Below are 18990 nucleotides of genomic sequence, written 5' to 3' on the forward strand. Positions count from 1 at the left end.
TCTTCCGGGCGGGGGCCGCCGCGCGGCGGCCCCCTCCGGACGGGGTGGGTCAGTACTGGCGGTTGGGCAGGGCCGCGGTGGCCTGCTCGGGGGTGAAGGTGCTCTCCTCGGTCTTGATCCGGCGCTCGATGGTCTCGCCGGCCTTGACCTTCTTGGCCAGTTCCATCAGCTGGTCGCCGAGCAGCGGGTTGCACTCGACGTCGTAGTTGATCTTGCCCTGGCTCATCGCGGTGAAGGCGTCCTTGACGCCGTCGACGGAGACGATCTTGATGTCGGTGCCGGGCTTCTTGCCGGCCTCCTCGATCGCCTGGATCGCGCCGAGCGCCATGTCGTCGTTGTGCGCGTACAGCACGTCGATCTTCGGCTGGGACTTCAGGAAGGCCTGCATGACCTCCTTGCCCTTGGCGCGGGTGAAGTCGCCGGTCTGCGAGGCCACGACCTTGAACTTCGGCTCGCCCTTGATGGCGTCCGCGAAGCCGGACTTGCGGTCGTTGGCGGGCGCGGAGCCGGTGGTGCCCTCCAGTTGGACGATGTTCACCTCGCCGCTGGTGGCCGCGTACTCCTTGACCAGCCAGTCGCCGGCCTTCTTGCCCTCCTCGACGAAGTCGGAGCCGAGGAAGGAGACGTACAGCGACTCGTCCTTGGAGTCGACCGCGCGGTCGGTCAGGATGACCGGGATGTGCGCCGCCTTGGCCTCCTTGAGGACGGTGTCCCAGCCCGACTCGACCACCGGCGAGAAGGCGATCACGTCGACCTTCTGCTGGATGAACGAGCGGATCGCCTTGATCTGGTTCTCCTGCTTCTGCTGCGCGTCGGAGAACTTGAGGGTGACACCGGCCTTCTTCGCCGCGTCCTGGATCGACTTGGTGTTGGCGGTGCGCCAGCCGCTCTCGGCACCGACCTGGGAGAAGCCGATGGTGAGCTTGTGGCCGGAACCCTTGTCGGCGGAGCCCGAACCGCCACCGGAACCACAGGCGGTGAGGACGGCGACCATCGCGCCGGCGACCAGGGCCGCCGCAGCTCTCTTGGACATGGGGGAAGTTCCTCTCGGGATCGTCGATCGCACGGACGGCGGGGCCGCCCGGCGCTCACGGGGGGGTGCAGGGACGTACGGGGGCGTACGGGGGGCGAGACGACCGGACCGGGGCGCGGCAGGGGAAGGCGCTCCGTCTCGTCCGGGTGAACGCGGTGTGGCGGCGCCGTTTCGCTTGAGGGAGATTGTTAGCGCTCACATTCGAAGCCGACAACCCAAGTCACCGCCCGTTACCCAATCTTGACCACCCCTCGCACCACGTCGGAGCGACCGCGCGCCCCTTTCCGCAGGTCGGGGCGCCGCACGCTCCGGCGGCCGGATTTCCACCGCGTTGTGAGCGCTAACAGAAACAGCGGGTACGATTCCGGGGCACCGGCGCGTGACGTCAGCACCGCTCCCCCCGCACCGCACGGGGCGGACCGGCCGCGCCCGGCCCGCCTTCGCGGTCGGTGAGGAGTGGAACGTTGGGGACCGAAACGGCCGGCCCGGAGGCCCGGCAGCCCGTGATGGCGGACGTCGCGAAACTGGCCGGGGTCTCCCACCAGACGGTGTCACGCGTCCTCAACGGCGCCCCGCACGTCCGCCCCGGCACCCGAGACCGGGTGCTCGCCGCCATCCGCGAACTCGACTACCGGCCCAACTCGGCGGCCCGCGCCCTGGTCACCCGCCGCTCGCAGACCCTCGGCGTGGTCAGCTTCGAATCCACCCTGTACGGGCCCGCCTCGATGCTGGACGGCATCGAGCGCGCGGCCCGCAGCGCCGGGTACTTCGTCAGCGTCGCCAGCCTGCGCGCCCTGGACAGCCGCTCCGTCCAGGAGGCCGTGGACCGGCTGCGCGACCAGGGCGTCGAGGGGGTCGTGGTGGTCGCGCCGCAGACCTCGGCGGTCAGCGCCGTCGCCAAGCTCTCCAGTTCGGTGCCGGTGGTGGCGGTCGGCTCCGGCGCCCGCTCCAGCATCCCGACCGTCACCGTCGACAACCGCTCCGGCGCGGAGGCCGCCACCCGGCAACTGCTCGACCTCGGCCACCGCACCGTCCACCACTTGGCGGGCCCGCCCGGCTGGCTGGAGAGCCAGGACCGCCAGGAGGGCTGGCGCCTGGCCCTGGCCGCCGCCGGCGCCCGGGTGCCGGCCGTGGTGGTCGGCGACTGGAGCGCCCGCTCCGGCTACGAGGCGGGGCAGCGGATCTCCCGGCTGGACGACGTCACCGCCGTCTTCTGCGCCAACGACCACATGGCCCTGGGGCTGCTGCGCGCCCTGCACGAGACCGGCCGCCCGGTGCCCGGCGACCTCAGCGTGGTCGGCTTCGACGACATCCCCGAGGCCGCCTACTTCATCCCGCCGCTCACCACCGTCCGGCAGGACTTCGGCGAACTCGGCCGCCGCGCCCTGGAACTGCTGGTGGCCGAACTCGGCGGCACCGGGCACCCGGTCACCCGGGTGCAGATCGCCCCCGAGCTGGTCCTGCGCCGCAGCACCGGTCCGGCGAAGCGCGGCTGAGCACACCACGGGCCACCATCCGGACCGGAGGACGAGTGGCGGCGCGGCCGAGCAGGAGTTCGGCGAACTCGGACGCCGCGCAGCACAGTTGCCGGTCGCCGGTCCGGGCGGATACACCACGGACTCGCCCGGCTGACGCTGCGTCACCGTGCGGTCGGACCCCTGGACGAGCCGCGAGGCGCGGGATATAACGGCTTGTTAGCGCTAACAACGCCGAAATCCAGGCGTGCAAGCCAGCTATGGGCGCCCACGAGATCCCCCGCCCCGGCTCCCTCCCCCACCCGGAAGGACCAGATCCGCGATGTCTCCCTCCCCCATGGACCGCCGCAGCCTGCTCAAGGCGACCGGCGTCCTCGCCCTGGCCCCCGCCGTCGGCCTGGCCGCACCGAGCGCCGCGGCCGCCGCGGCCGTCACCTCCTCGACCCGGCCGTTCGACCTCGGCCAGGTCCGGCTCACCGCGGGCCGGTTGCGCGACAACCAGGACCGCACCTTGGCGTACCTGCGCTTCGTCGACGTCGACCGCCTGCTGTACAACTTCCGCTCCAACCACCGCCTGTCCACCAACGCCGCGACGCAGAACGGGGGTTGGGACGCCCCCTCGTTCCCGTTCCGCACCCACGTGCAGGGGCACTTCCTCAGCGCCTGGGCCCAGGCCCACGCCGGGACGGGCGACACCACCTGCCGGGACAAGGCCCTCTACATGGTCGCCGAACTGGCCAAGTGCCAGGCCAACAACGGCGCGGCCGGGTTCTCCCCCGGCTACCTCTCGGGCTTCCCCGAAAGCGACTTCGCCCAGTTGGAGGCGGGGACGCTCAAGAACGGCAACGTCCCGTACTACTGCGTCCACAAGACCATGGCCGGGCTGCTCGACGTGTGGCGGCTGCTCGGCAGCACCCAGGCCCGCGACGTGCTGCTGGCCATGGCCGGCTGGATCGACCAGCGCACCGGCCGGCTGACCCAGGCGCAGCAGCAGGCGCAGCTGGGCACCGAGTTCGGCGGGATGAACGAGGTGCTGGCCGACCTGCACCTGCACACCGGCGACGCCCGCTGGCTGGCGGTCGCCCAGCGCTTCGACCACGCCGCCGTGTTCGACCCGCTGGCGGCGGGCCAGGACCAGCTGAACGGCCTGCACGCCAACACCCAGGTGCCCAAGTGGATCGGCGCCGCCCGCGAGTACCTGGCCGCCGGGACGGCCCGCTACCACGACATCGCCGCGAACGCCTGGACCTTCTGCACCACCGCGCACAGCTACGCCATCGGCGGGAACAGCCAGGCCGAGCACTTCCGCGCCCCGCACGCGATCGCCTCCCAGTTGACCAACGACAACTGCGAGCTGTGCAACTCGTACAACATGCTCAAGCTCACCCGCGAGCTCTGGCTGCTGGACCCGGCCCGGGCCGGCTACTTCGACTTCTACGAGCGCACGCTGCTCAACCACGTGGTCGGCGCGCAGAACCCCGCCGACCCGCACGGGCACGTCACCTATTTCACCCCGCTGAAGCCCGGCGCCCGCCGCGGCGTCGGCCCGGCCTGGGGCGGGGGCACCTGGAGCACCGACTACGACTCGTTCTGGTGCTGCCAGGGCACCGGCGTGGAGTCCAACACCAAGCTGGCGGACTCGGTCTACTTCCGCGACGGCACCACCCTGATCGTGAACCTGTTCGTGCCCACCGTCCTCAACTGGACCGAGCGCGGCCTGACGGTCACCCAGACCACCGCGTTCCCCGCCGAGGACACCACCGTGCTGAAGGTCACCGGCACCACCGGCGACACCTGGTCGATGCGCGTCCGCATCCCGTCCTGGGCCTCCGGCGCCACCCTCAGCGTCAACGGCACCGTGCAGAACACCGCTGCCACGCCCGGAAGTTACGCCGTCCTCACCCGCGCCTGGGCCTCCGGCGACACGGTGACCGTCAAGCTGCCCATGCGTGTCGCGCTCGCCGCCGCCGACGACGACCCGGACGTCGCCGCGGTCACCTACGGCCCGGTCGTGCTGTGCGGGAACTACGGCAGCGCGACGCTCGGCGCGCTCCCGGTGCTGGACCCGCGGTCGATCACCCGCAGCGGCACCACCGGCCTCGCCTTCACCGCGACCGCCGACGGCGCGCCGGTGAACCTCGGCCCGTTCCACGACGCGCAGGGCTTCAACTACACCGTCTACTGGAGCACCCGGAGCGGCTCCGGGTTCCGCCTGCTCAACGCGGGCAGCGGGCTGGTGCTGGGCGTGCAGGACATGTCCACCGCGGACGGCGCGGCCGCCCTGCAGTGGGCCGACAGCGGCACCGCCGACCACGACTGGGGCCTGGTGGTGGACGGCGGCGCGCTGCGCCTGCGCAACGCCAACAGCGGCAAGGTGCTGGGCGTGCAGAACATGTCCACGGCCGACGGCGCCGCCGTGCTGCAGTGGGCGGACAACGGCACGGCCGACCACCGCTGGACGGTGGTCGCGACGGCCGACGGCGCGCACGGCCTGCGCAACGTCAACAGCGGCAAGCTGCTGGGCCTCGCGGGCGGCTCCACCGCGCAGGGGGCGTTCGCCGTGCAGGCCCCGGACACCTCAGCGGCCACCAGCCGGTGGTGGTTCGTCCCGACCGGCACCCGGCGGATCCAGAACGTGGCCAGCGGGCTGGTGCTCGGGGTGTCGGGCATGTCGACCGCCGACGGCGCTCTGGTGGTCCAGTGGGGCGACAACGGCACCGCCGACCACCTGTGGAGCGCGGTGGTCGACTCCGGCGGGTACCTGCGGCTGCGCAACGCCAACAGCGGCAAGGTGCTCGCCGTGGAGGGCGGCGGCACGGCCAACGGCTCCCGGATCGTCCAGTGGGCCGACAACGGGGGCGCCGACCACCGCTGGCTGCTGCGGCACGGCGGCGGCGACTCCTTCCGCCTGCAGTCCGCGGTCAGCGGCCGGGTGCTCGGCGTCTCCGGGGCGTCCACCGCGCAGGGTGCGCAGGTCGTGCTCTGGGACGACAACGGCACCGGCGACCACCTGTGGCGGTTCGTCTGACGCACCGGCACGCCGGGGGCCGGGGTGAGGAAGTCGGGGACGTAGCTGCCACCGGGCAGTTGCGCGGCCAGGTCGAGGAGAACCTGCGCCGGCTCGGCCGCGACCACCTCGACGTGGTGAACCTGCGCGTCGTCGGAGCCGGTTCGATCGCCGAGCGCTTCGGCGCGCTCGCCGAACTGCGCGAGGCCGGGCTGATCCGCCACCTGGGCCTGTCCAACGTCCGCCCCCACCACCTCGCCGGGGCCCGGGCCGCCAGGCCGGGCGCGTCCGTGGTTCAGGTCGTGGTTCAGGCCGCAGCGGCCAGGTCGGCGCGGCCGAACAGCAGGGCGTAGCCGCGCGGGAGCCGGGCCGGCAGGCGGTCGGCGAGGTCGGGGCCGGCGAGGTCGGGGCCGGCGAGGTCGGCCAGGGCGGTCAGCACGGAGGAGGCGTCCCAGCGGGCGGCGGCCAGGCTGGTGGCGAGGGTGGCGGCGAGCGCCTCCACGAAGGCCGGGGCGCTGACGGGGGCGGGCAGCGGGATCTGGTCGGCGAACACCCGGCGGAGGGAGGGGGGGCAGGGCTGCGGCCAGGGCGCAGCGCTCGTCCCCGTCGAGCTGGGCGCCGAGCCGGCTCAGGACCGCGGTCAGGACGCGTTCGGCTTCCTCGTCGCTGGGGTAGCGGCCCGTGGCGCGGACCTGCTGGACGAGGCGGCGGTGCCGGGTCATCGGTGGGGCCTTCCTGGGCGGCCGCCGCAGTGCGCGCGGCGGCGGGGTGGCGGGGGCGGAGGATCAAGGCGTCCGCCGCTCGGCGTGGGGCGGACGGGACGGGCGGGACGAGGGCGGGGGCGGGTCGGCGAGGGACTCCAGGCCGGTGAGGCGGAGCAGCCGGGCGACGGGGGTGCCGACGCTGCGCAGGACCAGGTGGCCGCCCTTCCGGGCGGCGACCGTCCGGGCCTCGCCCAGGACGCGCAGCCCCGTGCAGTCCGTGAACGTGGCGTCGGAGAGGTCGAGCACCGCTTCGGGGTGCGCGGCCAGCCCGCGCAGGAGTTGGCGGCGCAGGCGGGGGGCGGTGTCGGCGTCGATCTCGCCGTGGGTCCGCACCAGGGGGGTGGTCACCGTTCGTTGCGGCACGGGACCGTTCGCTGTTCGTTCGGTCGGCGGTCGGCCGGGCCCCGCGGTGTCCGCGGGCGGTGCCTGCGGTCGGCGGGGCCCGGGCCGGGGTCAGGCGCGGATCTGCTTGCGCGTCCCGCTGTGGCCGACGGCGACCTTGCGGGGCTTGGCCTTCTCCGCGACCGGGATGCGGAGCGTCAGTACGCCCTGGTCGTAGTCCGCGGTGATGCCCCCGGGGTCGAGGGTGTCGGAGAGCATCACCTGGCGGGAGAAGACGCCGAGGGGGCGCTCCGAGAGCTCCCACTTGACGTCCTCGGTCCGCAGGCGGGGGCGGCGCTCGGCCTTGACGGTCAGCATGTTCCGTTCGACGTCGACGTCGATCGCGTCCGGGTCGACTCCCGGCAGGTCGAAGTGGATCACGTACTCGTCGCCGGCCCGGTAGGCGTCCAGGGGCATCGGGGCCGGACGCGACCAGGTGCCGTTCGCACCCGTGAACTGCTGGGTGAGACGGTCGAGTTCGCGGAACGGGTCGGTGCGCAGCAGCATCGCGAAACACCTCCTGTGGGATCAAAGGGTGCCGGTGCACATCACCTGGAACCGTTGTAGCACGTCGTCCATCCGATGACAAAGCAAAGGTGTCGTCATTAGGATGACGTCATGAATGACAAGCCGACGCCATCCGACACCCCCCTCAGCGGGGCCGGCCAGCCGGTCTCGCCGGTCGCCGCCGTCGCGGCGCTGGCCGCCATCGAGGAAGCCGTCCACCGCGCCGGTGCGCCCGGGCCCCGGGAGCAGCAGGAGCGGCGGGACGACCCGGCGCCGGCCCTGGCCGCCCTGCTGCTGCTGCGCGAGCTGCGGGCCCGACTCGCGGGCTGGGAGGCCGGGCTGGTGGAGAGCGCCCGCGCGGGCGGCGCCACCTGGGCCGACCTCGCCCACCCGATGGGGGTGGCCAGCCGCCAGGCCGCCGAGAACCGCTACCTGCGGCTGCGCCGCGCCGGGGAGGGCGCTCCGGGGACGGGCGCGGAGCGCGTCAAGGCGGTGCGTGACCACCGGGCCGCCGACCGGGCCGTCTCGGCCTGGGCCCGCGACCACGCCGCCGAGCTGCGCGTGCTGGCCGCCCAGCTCAGCGCGGCCGGGCTCGGCCCCGACGCCCGCCCGGCCCAGGAGGTCCTCACCGCCGCCCTCGGGACGGCGGACGCGGCCGACCTGCTCGCCCCGCTCACCGAGCTGCGCCCCCACCTGTGCGGCGACCAGGCGGAACTGGCCACCCGCCTCGACGCCCTCGCCGACCGCACCGGCCACCTCCGCGCCGCCAGCAACCGGCGCCGCGCCTGAGCACCCGACTTCTCAAGTCCTCAAGCTCCTGAACACCCGAGCCCCCGGACGCCCGGGCGCCCGCCGGCCGGTGGGCCGACGGGTGCTCGGGGGCGGGGGCCGGGTCAGCGGCGGACGCCGGACAGCGCGGAGGGCTTCCAGTCGACGAAGGCGGCGCCGTCCAGGTGGAGCGCGGTGGCGCGCTCCTGGAGGGACCCGGGAGTGGCGGCGTTGCTCCAGGAGCCGGTGACCAGGCGCTGCTCCAGGGCGTGCAGGCCGGCCACGATCTCGGCGGTGGTGAAGTTGCAGTGCCCCTGCCGGGCGACGAACGCCTGCCGCAGCAGGCCGTTGTCGCCCGCGGCCCGGATCCGCGCCGCGTAGGCGTTCTCCTGCTCGACCGGCACGAGCTGGTCGGAGGTGGTGTGGAGGGACAGCATCGGGACGTTGAGCGAGGTGACGGTGGAGCTGGCGGTCAGGTTCGCCCGGGCGGCGGCGGAGCCGGTGATGTCGGCGTGGGCGGTGAGCGCGGCGGTGTCCGCCTTCGGGTCGAGGCCCGCCGCGGCGTACAGGGCGCGGACCTCGTCGGCGTGCCAGGACTTGTCGAGCAGGGCGGTGTAGTCCACGCCCTCGGTGGAGGAGGGGTTGCCGCCCGCGGACTGCTCGACGGCGTAGCGGCCGGGGACGATGAAGTACAGCAGGCCCTGCTGGAGCCACTGGTACTGCTGGTACTCCTGGCCGGCGTAGTCGGTGGGGGCGGGCGGGGTCTGGCCCGGGGCCCAGGCCGACTGGTTGAGGTAGGCGGCGGCGAGGGAGATCCTGGCCCGTCCGGCGGGGGTCCGCTGGGCGGCGTCGACGGCGGTGGAGAGCCGGTTGGCCAGCGCGGAGGCGGCGTCCGGATCGGACAGGTCGACCAGGTTCGGCAGGTCGGCGCGGTCGAAGAACCAGGCCAGGGCGTACTCGGCGTCGAGCTGGTAGTCCTCCAGGTCGACGCCGCCGGCGACGAGCCCGCACAGGTTCAGCGCGCCGTCGATGCGACCGGCGCCGTCGCGGGCGATCTGGGCGTTGACCAGGCCGCCCATCGAGAGCCCGACGGAGACGACGTGGGCGGGCCGGCCGGCGGTGTCGCCGAACGCGGTGACGGTGGCGAACTGGTCCCGCTCGGCGGAGCGCAGGGCCCAGGCCGACCCGTTCGGGTCGTAGGAGGAGCCGGCCAGGGCGTAGCCCTCGGCGAGCAGCCGGTCCTTGACGGCGTCGGAGGGGGCGTTGGCGGCGGTGAGCGCGCCGAAGCCGTGGCTGAACAGCAGCAGGACGCCGTTCCACCGGGCGGGCTTGTCGGCGATCCAGGTCGCGCCGTCCGCCAGGGTGCCGCTGTAGTGGGCGGTGGCGGTGGCGGTGGTGGTGGCGGCGGCGGCCGGGGCGGTGGCGGCGAGCGGGGCGGTGAGGGCGAGCGCGGTGGCGGCGCACAGGGCGGCCAGCGCCCGGCGGGGCGATCGGGTCATCAGGGGCTCCAACACGGTGGGTGGGTCGGCGGCGCGGGCGCGCCGCGGGGACGGGGCCGTTCTCTTACCGCGGGTCGAGGGGGCCCCGGCTGCCACCCGTTGGAGGGCGGTAGCCGGGCCGCGGAGCGCACCGACGGCCTCGCGGCTCGCCGTCGGCGCGCTGGTCGCTGCTACCGGGACTGCTTCCCGGTGGCCGGGGCCGGTGGTCGGCCGCCGGGGCCGGTGGTCGGTGGTCACCTCACCGGCCGCCGGAGGCTGGTGGCCGTCAACCGCCGGGCCTGCTCCCCGACCGCCGAGGTCTCCCGACTGCCCGGGGCTGCTCCCCGGCCGGTGGTCGGCCATCGAAGGCTGGTGACCGTCAACCGCCGGGCCTGCTCCCCGACCGCCGAGGTCTCCCGACTGCCCGGGGCTGCTCCCCAACCGCCGAAGCCGGTTCTCGGCCGCCGGAGGCCGGTGACCGGCAGCCGCCGCCGGAGGCCGGTGGTCACCGGTCGCCGGGGCGGGTGGTGCTTCAGTGGACGGGTACCGGCTCCCCGTCCGCGGCCCGGCCGCGCAGGGCCAGCAGGGCGAGGACGGCGGCGAAGAGCGCGGCGCAGCCGCAGACCACGAAGCCGACCGAGTAGCCGGCGCCGAGGGCGTTCTCGGCGATCGGGTGCAGGGCGGCGAGCTTGGGCGCGTTCGAGGCGCCGTTGACGGCCAGCGGGCCACCCTCCTCCAGGATCGCGGCGCCCGCGCCCTTGAGCGGGGCGGGCAGGTCGGAGGTGCCGAGGGCGGTGGTGAAGTGGTGGCCGGCCCGGCTGAGGGCGATCGCGCCGATCACGGCGGGGCCCAGGGTGAAGCCGAAGTCGCGCAGCAGGTTGGTGGTGGCGCTGGCCATGCCGGCCAGGTGCGGGGGCACGGTGGTGACGGCAGTGGCGGTGACGGAGGAGACGGTCACGGCGAAGCCGAGGCCGACTAGGGCGAGCGGCGCGATCAGCGGGAGGAAGGAGTGGTCGTCGACCGGCAGGGCGGCCGCCCAGTAGTTGCCGGCCGCGATCAGCAGCAGGCCGGAGCCGAGCAGCAGGCGCGGCGCCACCGCGTTCAGCAGCCGGTGGGTGACCGGCAGCATGGCCAGGGCGATGCCGTTGAGCAGCAGGAAGGCCAGGGCGGTCCGCATGGGGGGCAGTTCCTGGACGGGGCCGAGGCGGATGCTGACCGAGTAGGCGGTGCCGAGGAAGCTGAACATGCCGACCACGGTGATGACGGAGGCGACCGCGAAGGAGCGGTTGCGGAACAGGTCCAGGCGCAGCAGCGGGGAGGAGGAGCGCAGTTCGGCGGCCACGAAGCCGACCAGGCCGAGCACGGCGAGGGCGAGGGCGATCAGCACGGGGGCGGCGGTCCAGCCGTCCTCGGGGCCCTGGATGATCGCGTAGAGCAGGGCGAACAGGCCGACGCCGATGGTGAGTTGGCCCGGTAGGTCGAGCGAGCGGCCTTCGGGGGCGCGCGAGTCGTCGGCGCAGAGGGCGCTGGTCAGGGCGCTGGCCGCGCCGATCAGGGTGACGACGACGAAGGCCCAGCGCCAGGAGCCGTAGGTGGCGGTGATGCCGCCGATCAGCGGGGCGACGAAGCCTCCGGAGGAGAGCAGGGCGGCCCACAGCGCGACGACCTTGGCCCGCTGGGCGGTGGAGGCCGCGCCGGCGGCGAGGATCGCCAGCGAGGTCGGGAAGAGCGCGGCGGCTCCGAGGCCGGCCAGGGCCTGGCCGACCCAGAGCTGGTGGATGCCGTCGGCGGTGGTGCTGACGATCTCGCCGACGGCCAGCAGCGCGGCTCCGCCGACCAGCAGCCGCTTGCGGCCGAGCAGGTCGCCGAGCAGGCCGAAGGTCAGCTCCAGCACCGCGACCGGCAGCAGGAAGGCGTCCGAGATCCAGGTCAACTGCGAGCCGACGGGGTTCAGTTGGCTCTGGAAGAGGCCGTTGAGGGTGGCCGGGATGGCCAGGCCGATCTGGGCCGTGCAGACGGCGAGCAGGCCGGCGACCAGGGTGCCGCGCCGCAGGGTTGGTCTGCCCTGGGCGGTGGGCGCGGACGGACGGGTGGAGGTGGACATGGGTGCTTCTCCTGGGGGGAGGGCGCGGGCGGGGTCCGGTGGGCCCGGACGGGGGCCGGGGCCGGACGTCGGCGTTCGCACGAGGGGGACGGCGGGGCACCGGGGGTGGGGCCGGCCCGGGTGGGCGGCGAGGGGGCGGGGTACCGGCCGTGCGGCGAATGTAGGGCTACTCTTTGTCGGCCGTCAATAATCTGCACAGGATTGGCTGCCGTCCGCCGCACGCACGCACGCCGTTCGGGCAGCACCCGGGCACCGCGGCGGTACTCGGGCGCGGAAGCGGTGCTCGGGCGGGGAAGCAGTGCTCAGGCGTAGCAGCAGCGCTCAGGCGCGGAAGCAGCGCTCAGGCGTAGCAGCAGTGCTCAGACGTAGAAGCGGTAGACGGCCTGGGCCACGACGGCGGGCTTGGCCACACCGTCGATCTCGACGGTCAGGTCGACGGTCACCTCGGCGCCGCCCTTCACCTCTGCGACCGAGGCGATCGCCCCGTGGGCGCGGATCTTGGCGCCGACCTTGACCGGGGACGGGAAGCGGACCTTGTTGAGGCCGTAGTTGACGGCCATCGCGACGCCCTCGACCTGGAGCAGCTCGCTCCACAGCGGGATGAGCAGCGAGAGCGTCAGGTAGCCGTGGGCGATCGGGGCGCCGAACGGGCCGGCGGCGGCGCGTTCGGGATCGGTGTGGATCCACTGGTGGTCGCCGGTGGCGTCGGCGAAGGTGTTCACCCGGTCCTGGGCGATCTCCAGCCACTGGCTGTGGCCGAGGTCGGTGCCGTCGAGGGCGAGCAGGTCGGTGAGGCCGTGGACGGTGCGGGGCACGTGGGGTCCTTCCTGGTGGCGCGCCGAGCGCGCGGGGAGCGGCCCCCGCGCGGGGGCGCGCGGGGAGCGGGTCAGGCGCGCCCGTGGGCGGTGCGGAGCGGCCCCTTGAGGAGCTTGCCCGCGCCGCTGCGGGGCAGCGCGTCGGTGAAGCGGACGGACTTGGGGATCTTGTAGCGGGCCAGCCGGCCGTCGAGGTGGGCGAGGACCTCCTCGGCGCTGGCGGTGGCGCCGGGGCGCAGCACCACGACGGCCCGGCCCACCTCGCCCCACTTCTCGTCGGGGACGCCGAACACGGCGCACTCGGCGACGGCGGGGTGTTCGAGCAGGGCGTCCTCCACCTCGGCGGGGTAGATGTTCTCCCCGCCGGAGATGATCATGTCCTTGAGGCGGTCGACCAGCCGGACGTAGCCGTCCTCGTCCCGGACGGCCACGTCGCCGGAGCGGAACCACCGGCCGTCGTGGTAGGCGCTCGCGGTCTCCTGCGGCAGCCCCCAGTAGCCGGGGGTGACATTGGGGCCGCCGACCACCACCTCGCCGGGTTCGCCCGGGCCGACCTCCTCGCCGGCCGGGTCGAGCAGGCGGACGTCGGTGAAGAAGTGCGGCACGCCGGCGCTGCCGGCGTGCTCCAGGGCGTCCGCCCGGTCGAGCAGCAGCACGCCGGGCGCGGCCTCGGTCATGCCGTAGCCCTGGACGAACGCCAGGCCGCGGTCGAGGTAGGTGCGGATGGTGCGGGCGGGCACGGGCGCGCCGCCGCACATCAGGGTGCGCAGGCCGCTCAGGTCGGCCCCGGCCCAGCCGGGCGCCTGGGCGATCGCGTCGTACATGGCCGGGACGCCGAACAGGCAGGTGACCCCGAGTTCCCGGATCAGCACGAGGGTGCGCTCGGCGTCGAAGCCGGACTCCAGGACGGCGGTGCCGCCCTTGAGCAGGGTCGGCAGGCAGGTCATGTTGAGCGCGGCGGTGTGGAACAGGGGTGCGCTGACCAGGGTGACCTCGTCGCCGGCGAGGTCGGTGTCGACCACCACGTTGAGGCTGTTCCAGACGATGTTGCCGTGGGTGAGCAGGGCGCCCTTGGGGCGGCCGGTGGTCCCCGAGGTGTACATGATCATGCACGGGTCGTCGTGGGCCACCGGCAGGTCCGGCGGCTCCCCGGGTGCGTCCGCGAGCAGCGCCTCGAACTCCGCCCCCTCGGCCGCCCACACCTCGGTGTCCCGGGACAGCTCCGCCAGCAGGGCGGCGTCCTGACGGACCGCCAGCAGGAGGGAGCTGCCGCTGTCGCGGAGCTGGTAGCGCAGCTCGGGCGCGGTCAGCCGGGTGTTGAGCGGGACGAACACCGCGCCCAACTGCCCTGCGGCGAACAGCGTTTCGAGGAAGGCGGGGTGGTTGGGGCCGAGGAAGGCGACCCGGTCGCCGCGGCGCACCCCCCGCCGGCGCAGGAGCCGGGCCAGCCGGCCGGTCCTGCGGTGCAGTTCGGCGTAGCTGGTGGTGCGCCCCTCGTGGACCAGGGCGGTGCGGTGCGGGGTCTTACGGGCCCGGCGGGCGGGCCAGGAACCGATGCCGTCGTTGTGCAACGCGGGACTCCTTCGTCTGCGTCACTGCTGCTTGTCGAGGCCGAGCAGGCGGGCGGCGTTCTGCTTGAGGATCTTCGGCCGCACCTCGTCCTTGATCGGCAGCTGCGCGAAGTCGGCCAGCCAGCGGTCGGGGCTGATGAGCGGGTAGTCGGAGCCGAACAGGACCTTGTCCTGGAGCAGGCTGTTGGCGTACTTCACCAGCTGCGGCGGGAAGTACTTCGGCGACCAGCCGGACAGGTCGATGTACACCTGCGGCTTGTGGGTGGCCACCGCCAGCGCCTCGTCCTGCCAGGGGAAGGACGGGTGGGCCAGGACGATCGGCATGCCGGGGAAGTCCGCGGCGACGTCGTCCACCAGCATCGGGTCGGAGTACTTCAGCCGGATGCCGCCGCCGCCGGGCGCGCCGGCGCCGATGCCGGTCTGCCCGGTGTGGAAGACCGCGATGGCGCCGGCCTCCTCGATCGCCTCGTACAGCGGGTAGGCGAGCCGGTCGTTCGGGAAGAACGCCTGCACGTTGGGGTGGAACTTGAAGCCGCGGACGCCGTGCTCCTCGACCAGGCGGCGCACCCGGCGGGCCCCGGCCCGGCCCTTGTGCGGGTCGATGCTGGCGAACGGGATGATCACGTCGGGGTTGCGGCGGGCGGCCTCGGCCACTTCCTCGTTGGGGACGGCCGGGGTGCCGGTGGCGGCCTCCGCGTCCACGGTGAAGACCACGCAGGCCATCTTCCGCTCGCGGTAGTGGGCGGCGATCTCCGGCAGGGTCGGTCGGCGGTGCTCGGCGTGGAAGTAGTCGCCGGCCGCGGCGTCGAGCTCCTCGGAGAGCGAGCCCCGGCCGCTCTCCGAGACCTCCGCGTGGGTGTGGACGTCGATGGCGACGAGTTCGTCGAGCCGCAGGGCGGGCTGCTGGGGGGTCATCGGGCGGCCGCCGCTCAGATCCGCGGGGCGGGGATGCCGTAGGTCTCGGGCACCCGTCCGACCGAGACGGGCCAGGCCGCGGCGATCGCGTCGGCGCTCCAGCCGCCGTCCGCGTAGGCGACCGAGACCTCCTGCGGGTGCGACCACAGCGCCAGCTTGTCGCCGCCGATGCCGATGCACTGGCCGGTGACGGCCGCGGCGGCGTCGGAGGCGAGGTAGGTGACCAGGGGGGCGACGTCCTCGGGGGTGCCGAAGCCCTCGCCCTTGCGCAGGCCGTCCGGCAGCGGCGTGCCGTGCTGCTCCAGCGCGTCGACGTGCGGGGCGAAGGCGGGGATGGTCCTGGTCATCGCGGTGGCGGCGACCGGGATGACCGCGTTGGCGGTGATGCCCGCCTTGGCCAGCTCCATCGCCCAGGTGCGGACCATGGCGGCGATCCCGGCCTTGGCGGCGGCGTAGTTGGTCTGGCCGAAGTTGCCGCGCTGGCCCGCCGGGGAGCCGGCGACGATGACGCGCCCGCCCTCGCCCTGCTCGCGCATCCGCGCCACGGCGGCGCGCACGCAGGTGAAGGTGCCGCGCAGGTGGACCTGGAGGACGGTGTCGAAGTCCTCGTCGGACATCTTCCACAGCACCCGGTCGCGCAGGACGCCGGCGTTGGTGACCATCACGTCCAGCCGTCCGAACGCGTCGACGGCCCGCGCGACCAGCGCCTCGGCGGTCTCCGCGGAGCCGACCGCGCCGACCTCGGCGACCGCCCGGCCGCCGGCCGCCTCGATCTCCTTCACCGCGCCGGCGGCGGCCTCGGCGTCCACGTCGTTGACGACGACCGCCGCGCCGGCGGCGGCGAGCGCCTTGGCGTAGGCGAGTCCGAGGCCGCGACCGCTGCCGGTGACCACGGCGACCTTGCCGTTCAGATCCATGGGGCTTCTCCTTCGTGGGGTGGAACCGGCCTCAACTTAGGCAGGTTCGTGTTAGCCGTCAAGATATTGCCAAATATTGTGGTCCCCGGTCCCCCGGCCCGGTCCGGGGTCCTAGGCTGGGCCCGTGATCGACCTCGACCCCGCACCCCGCCCGCAGTCCCTGATGCTCACCTTCTTCGGCGTCCACGTCCTGGGGCGGGACGCGGCCCTGTCCTCCGGCTGCGTCATCGAGATCTTCGAGCGGGTCGGCGTCACCGAGGAGGCGGTGCGCTCCACGCTGACCCGGATGGTCAACCGCGGGCTGCTCGACCGGCACCGGCAGGGGCGCAAGATGTACTTCGGCCTCACCTCCAGGGCCGTCTCCGTCCTCCAGGACGGCCACGACCGGGTCTGGAGCACCGGGGCGGTCAACCGGCACTGGCGGGGGCAGTGGACCCTGGTCGGGTTCTCCCTCCCGGAGGCGTGGCGCCGCCAGCGCCACGACCTGCGCTCCCGGCTGACCTGGGGCGGCTTCGGGCCGCTGCAGAACGGCCTGTGGGTGGCGCCGGGCGAGGTGGACGTCGCCGCGCTGCTCGGCGACCTCGACCTCGACGCCCACCTGCGGGTCTTCCGGGGCACGGTGCTGGCGCCGACCGAGGTCGCGCAGGTGGTGGAGTCCGCCTTCGACACCGAGGCCATCGCCGCCGGCTACCGCGCGTTCCTGGCCCGCTGGAGCGGCCCCGCGACCGAACCCGACGACCCCCTGAGCCGCCAACTCCTCCTCCACACCGACTGGCTGGAGCTCGTCCGGCGGGATCCCCACTTGCCCGCCGAGCACCTCCCGGCCGACTGGCCGGCGATCCGGGCCGAGGAGCTGTTCCGCACCATCGCCCGGCAGGTCGCCGCCGCCGCGGGCCAGGAGGCCGCCCGGCTGATGGACGTCCTGCGCACCGGGTGAGCGCTCACAGGTCGAGCACGAGCCGCTCCCCCAGGCAGCGCGAGACGCAGACCATCATGCTGGCCGACTCCGCCCGCTCCGCCTCGGTGAGCAGCGCGTCCCGGTGCTCGGGGCGCCCGTCCAGGACGTCGGTCTCGCACGTCCCGCAGGTGCCCTGCTCGCAGGAGTAGAGGACCTCGACGCCCGCGCCCCGCACGGTGTCGAGCACCGAGGCGTCCGCCGGGACGGTCAGGGTGAGCCCGGACCGGGCCAGCACCACGGTGAAGGCCCGGTCCGGCCCGGCCCCGGCCGGCTCGCGCGGCTGGAACCGCTCGACCCGGGCGGGCGGGCGGCCGGTGCGCTCGCGGTGCCGTTCGACGGCCTCCAGCAGCGGGCGGGGGCCGCAGCAGTAGACCTCGGCCCGTTCGTCCAGCGCGTCGAGGTGGGCGGCCAGGTCGGGTCGGCCCGCCTCGTCCCGGGGGTGGAGCAGGACGCGCGGCCCGTAGCGGTCGGCGAGCTGCCCGGCGAAGGCCATCGAGGAGCGGGAGCGGCCGGCGTAGAGCAGGCTCCAGTCGGCGCCGGCCGCCTCGGCCGCGGCGAGCATCGGCACCAGCGGGGTGATCCCGATGCCGCCCGCGACGAACAGGTACCGCGGGGCGGGCAGCAGCGCGAAGTGGTTGCGCGGGCCCCGCGCCCGGACGGCCGCGCCCAGGTGGAGCGTGTCGTGGACGCGGACCGAGCCGCCGCGCCCGCCGGCCTCGCGCAGCACGGCGACGGTCCAGGCGGCGCTCTCGGCCGGGTCGCCGCACAGCGAGTACTGGCGTTCCAGCCCGCCGCCGAGCAGCAGGTCGAGGTGGGCGCCGGGCGTCCAGCCGGGCAGCGGGCCGCCGTCGGGGCGGGCCAGGGTGAGCGAGACGACGCCCTCGGCCTCGTCCCGGCGGCCGATGACGACCAGGTCCAGGGTCGGTTCGGGCGCGGTCACGGCCGTTCTCCTTCCGGCGGGGCGGCGTGCCGGGGGTGGTCGAGCAGCCAGGCCCACACCGTGACCGGGTCCGGCTGGGTGGAGCGCGCGCCGCAGAAGCAGCGGGCGTCCAGCACGTCGCCGCCGGGCAGCCAGTCGACGCGGTACACCCGGCGTTCGGGGGCGGCGCTCACGCGTCGGCCCGGCCGGTGCCCGCGGCGGCCAGTGCGGCGAGGATCCGGCGGGCGGCCAGCGCGCCGGTGTCGATGTTGATGCTGAGCTCCTGGTAGGGGCCGGGCTCGGTGTCCAGGGCGCGCTGGAGCAGGTTGAGGGCGTCCACGTCCTGCATCACCACGGTGTGGTTGAAGTCCCGCAGGAACGCGGTGACCTCCTCGTCGCCGACCGCGAAGTCCCGCGAGACGGCCCAGAAGTCGTAGACCTTGCCGGGTGCGGACGGGGTGATCGCGTAGGTGATCTCGGTGCGGAAGACGGGCGCGGACTGCCCGACCGGGGTGATCCGGCTGTGCAGCAGGTACAGGCAGGGGGCGGAGTACTCGATGTCCTGGAGCCGGCTGATCCGGCCCTCGATGCCGGTGGAGCGGGCGTAGAACGGCGGGCACTCGGCGTCGGCCATGTGCCGCGAGACCCGGACGACACCGGCCTCCTCGTCCACCTCGGTGGTGATCGGGGTGGCGGCCACCTCGGGGGTGCCGATGTAGCCGCCGTGCAGGTACGTCTCGTGCGAGAGGTCGAGCAGGTTGTCCACCAGCAGGCCGTAGTCGGCGTCGATCGGCTCCATGCCGCGCACGGTGGTCATCGCCGGGTCGACCAGGTGCGGGGCGCGCGGGACGCGGGAGGCGTCGGCGGCGGCCGGGTCGCCCACCCAGATCCACACCAGCGAGTCCTGCTCGACGACGGGGTAGGACGCGACCCGCGCGGTGCGCGGCACCCGGGTCTGGCCGGGGACGGACACGCAGGCGCCGGCCCGGTCGTAGGTGAAGCCGTGGTAGCCGCACATGACGGTGTCGCCCTCGCGGCGGCTCTCGGAGAGCGGGAAGCGGCGGTGCACGCAGCGGTCCGCCAGCGCGATCGCCCGGCCGTCCTCCCGCGAGCGGTAGAGCACCACGGGCTCGCCGAGGATCGTGCGGCCGAGCAGGTCGTCGCCGACCTCGGTCGTGTACGCGGCGACGTACCACTGGTTGCGGGCGAACTGTGTCATGGGGGCCGTCCCTGGCTCGGGTGGGGTTTCAGCGGGATGCGACGAGGCTCCCAGCGCCCCCCGCGGACCGACAACGGGACTTCCGTCAGGCGAAAGGCACCGCCCGGACCGCCGCCCGACGCGCTGCCCGGTCCACCACCGCGCGGCCCGCCGCCGGGG

17 protein-coding genes and 2 pseudogenes are annotated in these 18990 nt (G+C 74.3%); 5 read left to right on the top strand and 14 right to left on the bottom strand.

Features of this window, described 5'->3' with window-relative positions:
- Positions 1 to 49 precede the first annotated feature (49 nt).
- Positions 50 to 1033: an ABC transporter substrate-binding protein gene (locus tag ACWEO5_RS22245; RefSeq protein ID WP_452164033.1), complete on the bottom strand. Its 984-nt coding sequence runs from the start codon at positions 1031 to 1033 to the stop codon at positions 50 to 52.
- Between the two features lie 464 nt (positions 1034 to 1497).
- Between ACWEO5_RS22245 and ACWEO5_RS22250 the strand changes: the two genes are divergently transcribed.
- From ACWEO5_RS22250 to ACWEO5_RS22260, 3 genes and pseudogenes are all read left to right on the top strand, one after another.
- Positions 1498 to 2529 carry a LacI family DNA-binding transcriptional regulator gene (locus tag ACWEO5_RS22250; RefSeq protein ID WP_452164034.1) on the top strand — a complete coding sequence of 344 codons (1032 nt, stop codon included), beginning with the start codon at positions 1498 to 1500 and terminating at the stop codon, positions 2527 to 2529.
- Positions 2530 to 2830: 301 nt separating this feature from the next.
- A complete protein-coding gene (locus ACWEO5_RS22255; RefSeq protein WP_452164035.1) occupies positions 2831 to 5536 on the top strand; it encodes a beta-L-arabinofuranosidase domain-containing protein in 2706 nt (901 codons plus the stop codon).
- 44 nt (positions 5537 to 5580) lie between these two features.
- Positions 5581 to 5796, top strand: a pseudogene (locus tag ACWEO5_RS22260) (aldo/keto reductase); the annotation flags it as partial.
- Between the two features lie 26 nt (positions 5797 to 5822).
- Here ACWEO5_RS22260 and ACWEO5_RS22265 read toward each other — a convergent pair.
- The 4 genes and pseudogenes from ACWEO5_RS22265 to ACWEO5_RS22280 form a co-directional block, all read right to left on the bottom strand.
- A complete protein-coding gene (locus tag ACWEO5_RS22265) occupies positions 5823 to 6068 on the bottom strand; it encodes a hypothetical protein (protein ID WP_452164036.1) in 246 nt (81 codons plus the stop codon).
- 22 nt (positions 6069 to 6090) lie between these two features.
- A pseudogene (locus ACWEO5_RS22270) lies at positions 6091 to 6237 on the bottom strand (DUF2267 domain-containing protein); the annotation flags it as partial.
- 63 nt (positions 6238 to 6300) lie between these two features.
- A complete protein-coding gene (locus ACWEO5_RS22275) occupies positions 6301 to 6627 on the bottom strand; it encodes an STAS domain-containing protein (RefSeq protein WP_452164037.1) in 327 nt (108 codons plus the stop codon).
- A gap of 105 nt (positions 6628 to 6732) precedes the next feature.
- On the bottom strand, positions 6733 to 7167 hold the full coding sequence (locus ACWEO5_RS22280; RefSeq protein WP_452164038.1) for an Hsp20/alpha crystallin family protein: 435 nt from the start codon (positions 7165 to 7167) through the stop codon (positions 6733 to 6735).
- 111 nt (positions 7168 to 7278) lie between these two features.
- On the opposite strand from ACWEO5_RS22280, the gene ACWEO5_RS22285 reads away from it, so the two are divergent.
- On the top strand, positions 7279 to 7956 hold the full coding sequence (locus ACWEO5_RS22285) for a type III effector protein (protein WP_452164039.1): 678 nt from the start codon (positions 7279 to 7281) through the stop codon (positions 7954 to 7956).
- Between the two features lie 104 nt (positions 7957 to 8060).
- Here the strand turns inward: ACWEO5_RS22285 and ACWEO5_RS22290 are convergent, their stop codons facing one another.
- From ACWEO5_RS22290 to ACWEO5_RS22315, 6 genes are all read right to left on the bottom strand, one after another.
- Positions 8061 to 9434 carry an alpha/beta hydrolase gene (locus ACWEO5_RS22290; RefSeq protein ID WP_452164040.1) on the bottom strand — a complete coding sequence of 458 codons (1374 nt, stop codon included), beginning with the start codon at positions 9432 to 9434 and terminating at the stop codon, positions 8061 to 8063.
- 511 nt (positions 9435 to 9945) lie between these two features.
- On the bottom strand, positions 9946 to 11517 hold the full coding sequence (locus tag ACWEO5_RS22295) for an MFS transporter (protein ID WP_452164041.1): 1572 nt from the start codon (positions 11515 to 11517) through the stop codon (positions 9946 to 9948).
- A gap of 359 nt (positions 11518 to 11876) precedes the next feature.
- Positions 11877 to 12332, bottom strand: a complete 456-nt coding sequence (locus ACWEO5_RS22300; RefSeq protein WP_452164042.1) for a MaoC family dehydratase — start codon at positions 12330 to 12332, stop codon at positions 11877 to 11879.
- Positions 12333 to 12403: 71 nt separating this feature from the next.
- Positions 12404 to 13903 (bottom strand): acyl-CoA synthetase, encoded by a 1500-nt coding sequence (locus tag ACWEO5_RS22305; RefSeq protein ID WP_452164043.1) that lies wholly within the window; start codon positions 13901 to 13903, stop codon positions 12404 to 12406.
- 21 nt (positions 13904 to 13924) lie between these two features.
- Positions 13925 to 14818: an amidohydrolase family protein gene (locus ACWEO5_RS22310; protein WP_452164044.1), complete on the bottom strand. Its 894-nt coding sequence runs from the start codon at positions 14816 to 14818 to the stop codon at positions 13925 to 13927.
- Positions 14819 to 14832: 14 nt separating this feature from the next.
- Positions 14833 to 15735 (bottom strand): SDR family NAD(P)-dependent oxidoreductase, encoded by a 903-nt coding sequence (locus ACWEO5_RS22315; protein ID WP_452164045.1) that lies wholly within the window; start codon positions 15733 to 15735, stop codon positions 14833 to 14835.
- A gap of 124 nt (positions 15736 to 15859) precedes the next feature.
- On the opposite strand from ACWEO5_RS22315, the gene ACWEO5_RS22320 reads away from it, so the two are divergent.
- A complete protein-coding gene (locus ACWEO5_RS22320; RefSeq protein ID WP_344555948.1) occupies positions 15860 to 16672 on the top strand; it encodes a PaaX family transcriptional regulator in 813 nt (270 codons plus the stop codon).
- Positions 16673 to 16676: 4 nt separating this feature from the next.
- Here ACWEO5_RS22320 and ACWEO5_RS22325 read toward each other — a convergent pair whose 3' ends face one another.
- Genes ACWEO5_RS22325 through ACWEO5_RS22335 form a run of 3 tightly spaced genes read right to left on the bottom strand, consistent with a single transcriptional unit; the run spans position 16677 to position 18831 of the window.
- Positions 16677 to 17633 carry a PDR/VanB family oxidoreductase gene (locus ACWEO5_RS22325; protein ID WP_452164046.1) on the bottom strand — a complete coding sequence of 319 codons (957 nt, stop codon included), beginning with the start codon at positions 17631 to 17633 and terminating at the stop codon, positions 16677 to 16679.
- Entirely contained in the window at positions 17630 to 17806 is a 177-nt protein-coding gene (locus ACWEO5_RS22330) for a hypothetical protein (protein ID WP_452164047.1), read from the bottom strand. Before ACWEO5_RS22330 ends, ACWEO5_RS22325 begins: the two co-directional genes overlap by 4 nt.
- Positions 17803 to 18831, bottom strand: a complete 1029-nt coding sequence (locus ACWEO5_RS22335) for a Rieske 2Fe-2S domain-containing protein (RefSeq protein WP_452164048.1) — start codon at positions 18829 to 18831, stop codon at positions 17803 to 17805. The genes ACWEO5_RS22330 and ACWEO5_RS22335 overlap by 4 nt, the downstream gene beginning before the upstream one ends.
- Positions 18832 to 18990: the final 159 nt, after the last annotated feature.

It is taken from the genome of Kitasatospora sp. NPDC004272, assembly GCF_053603035.1.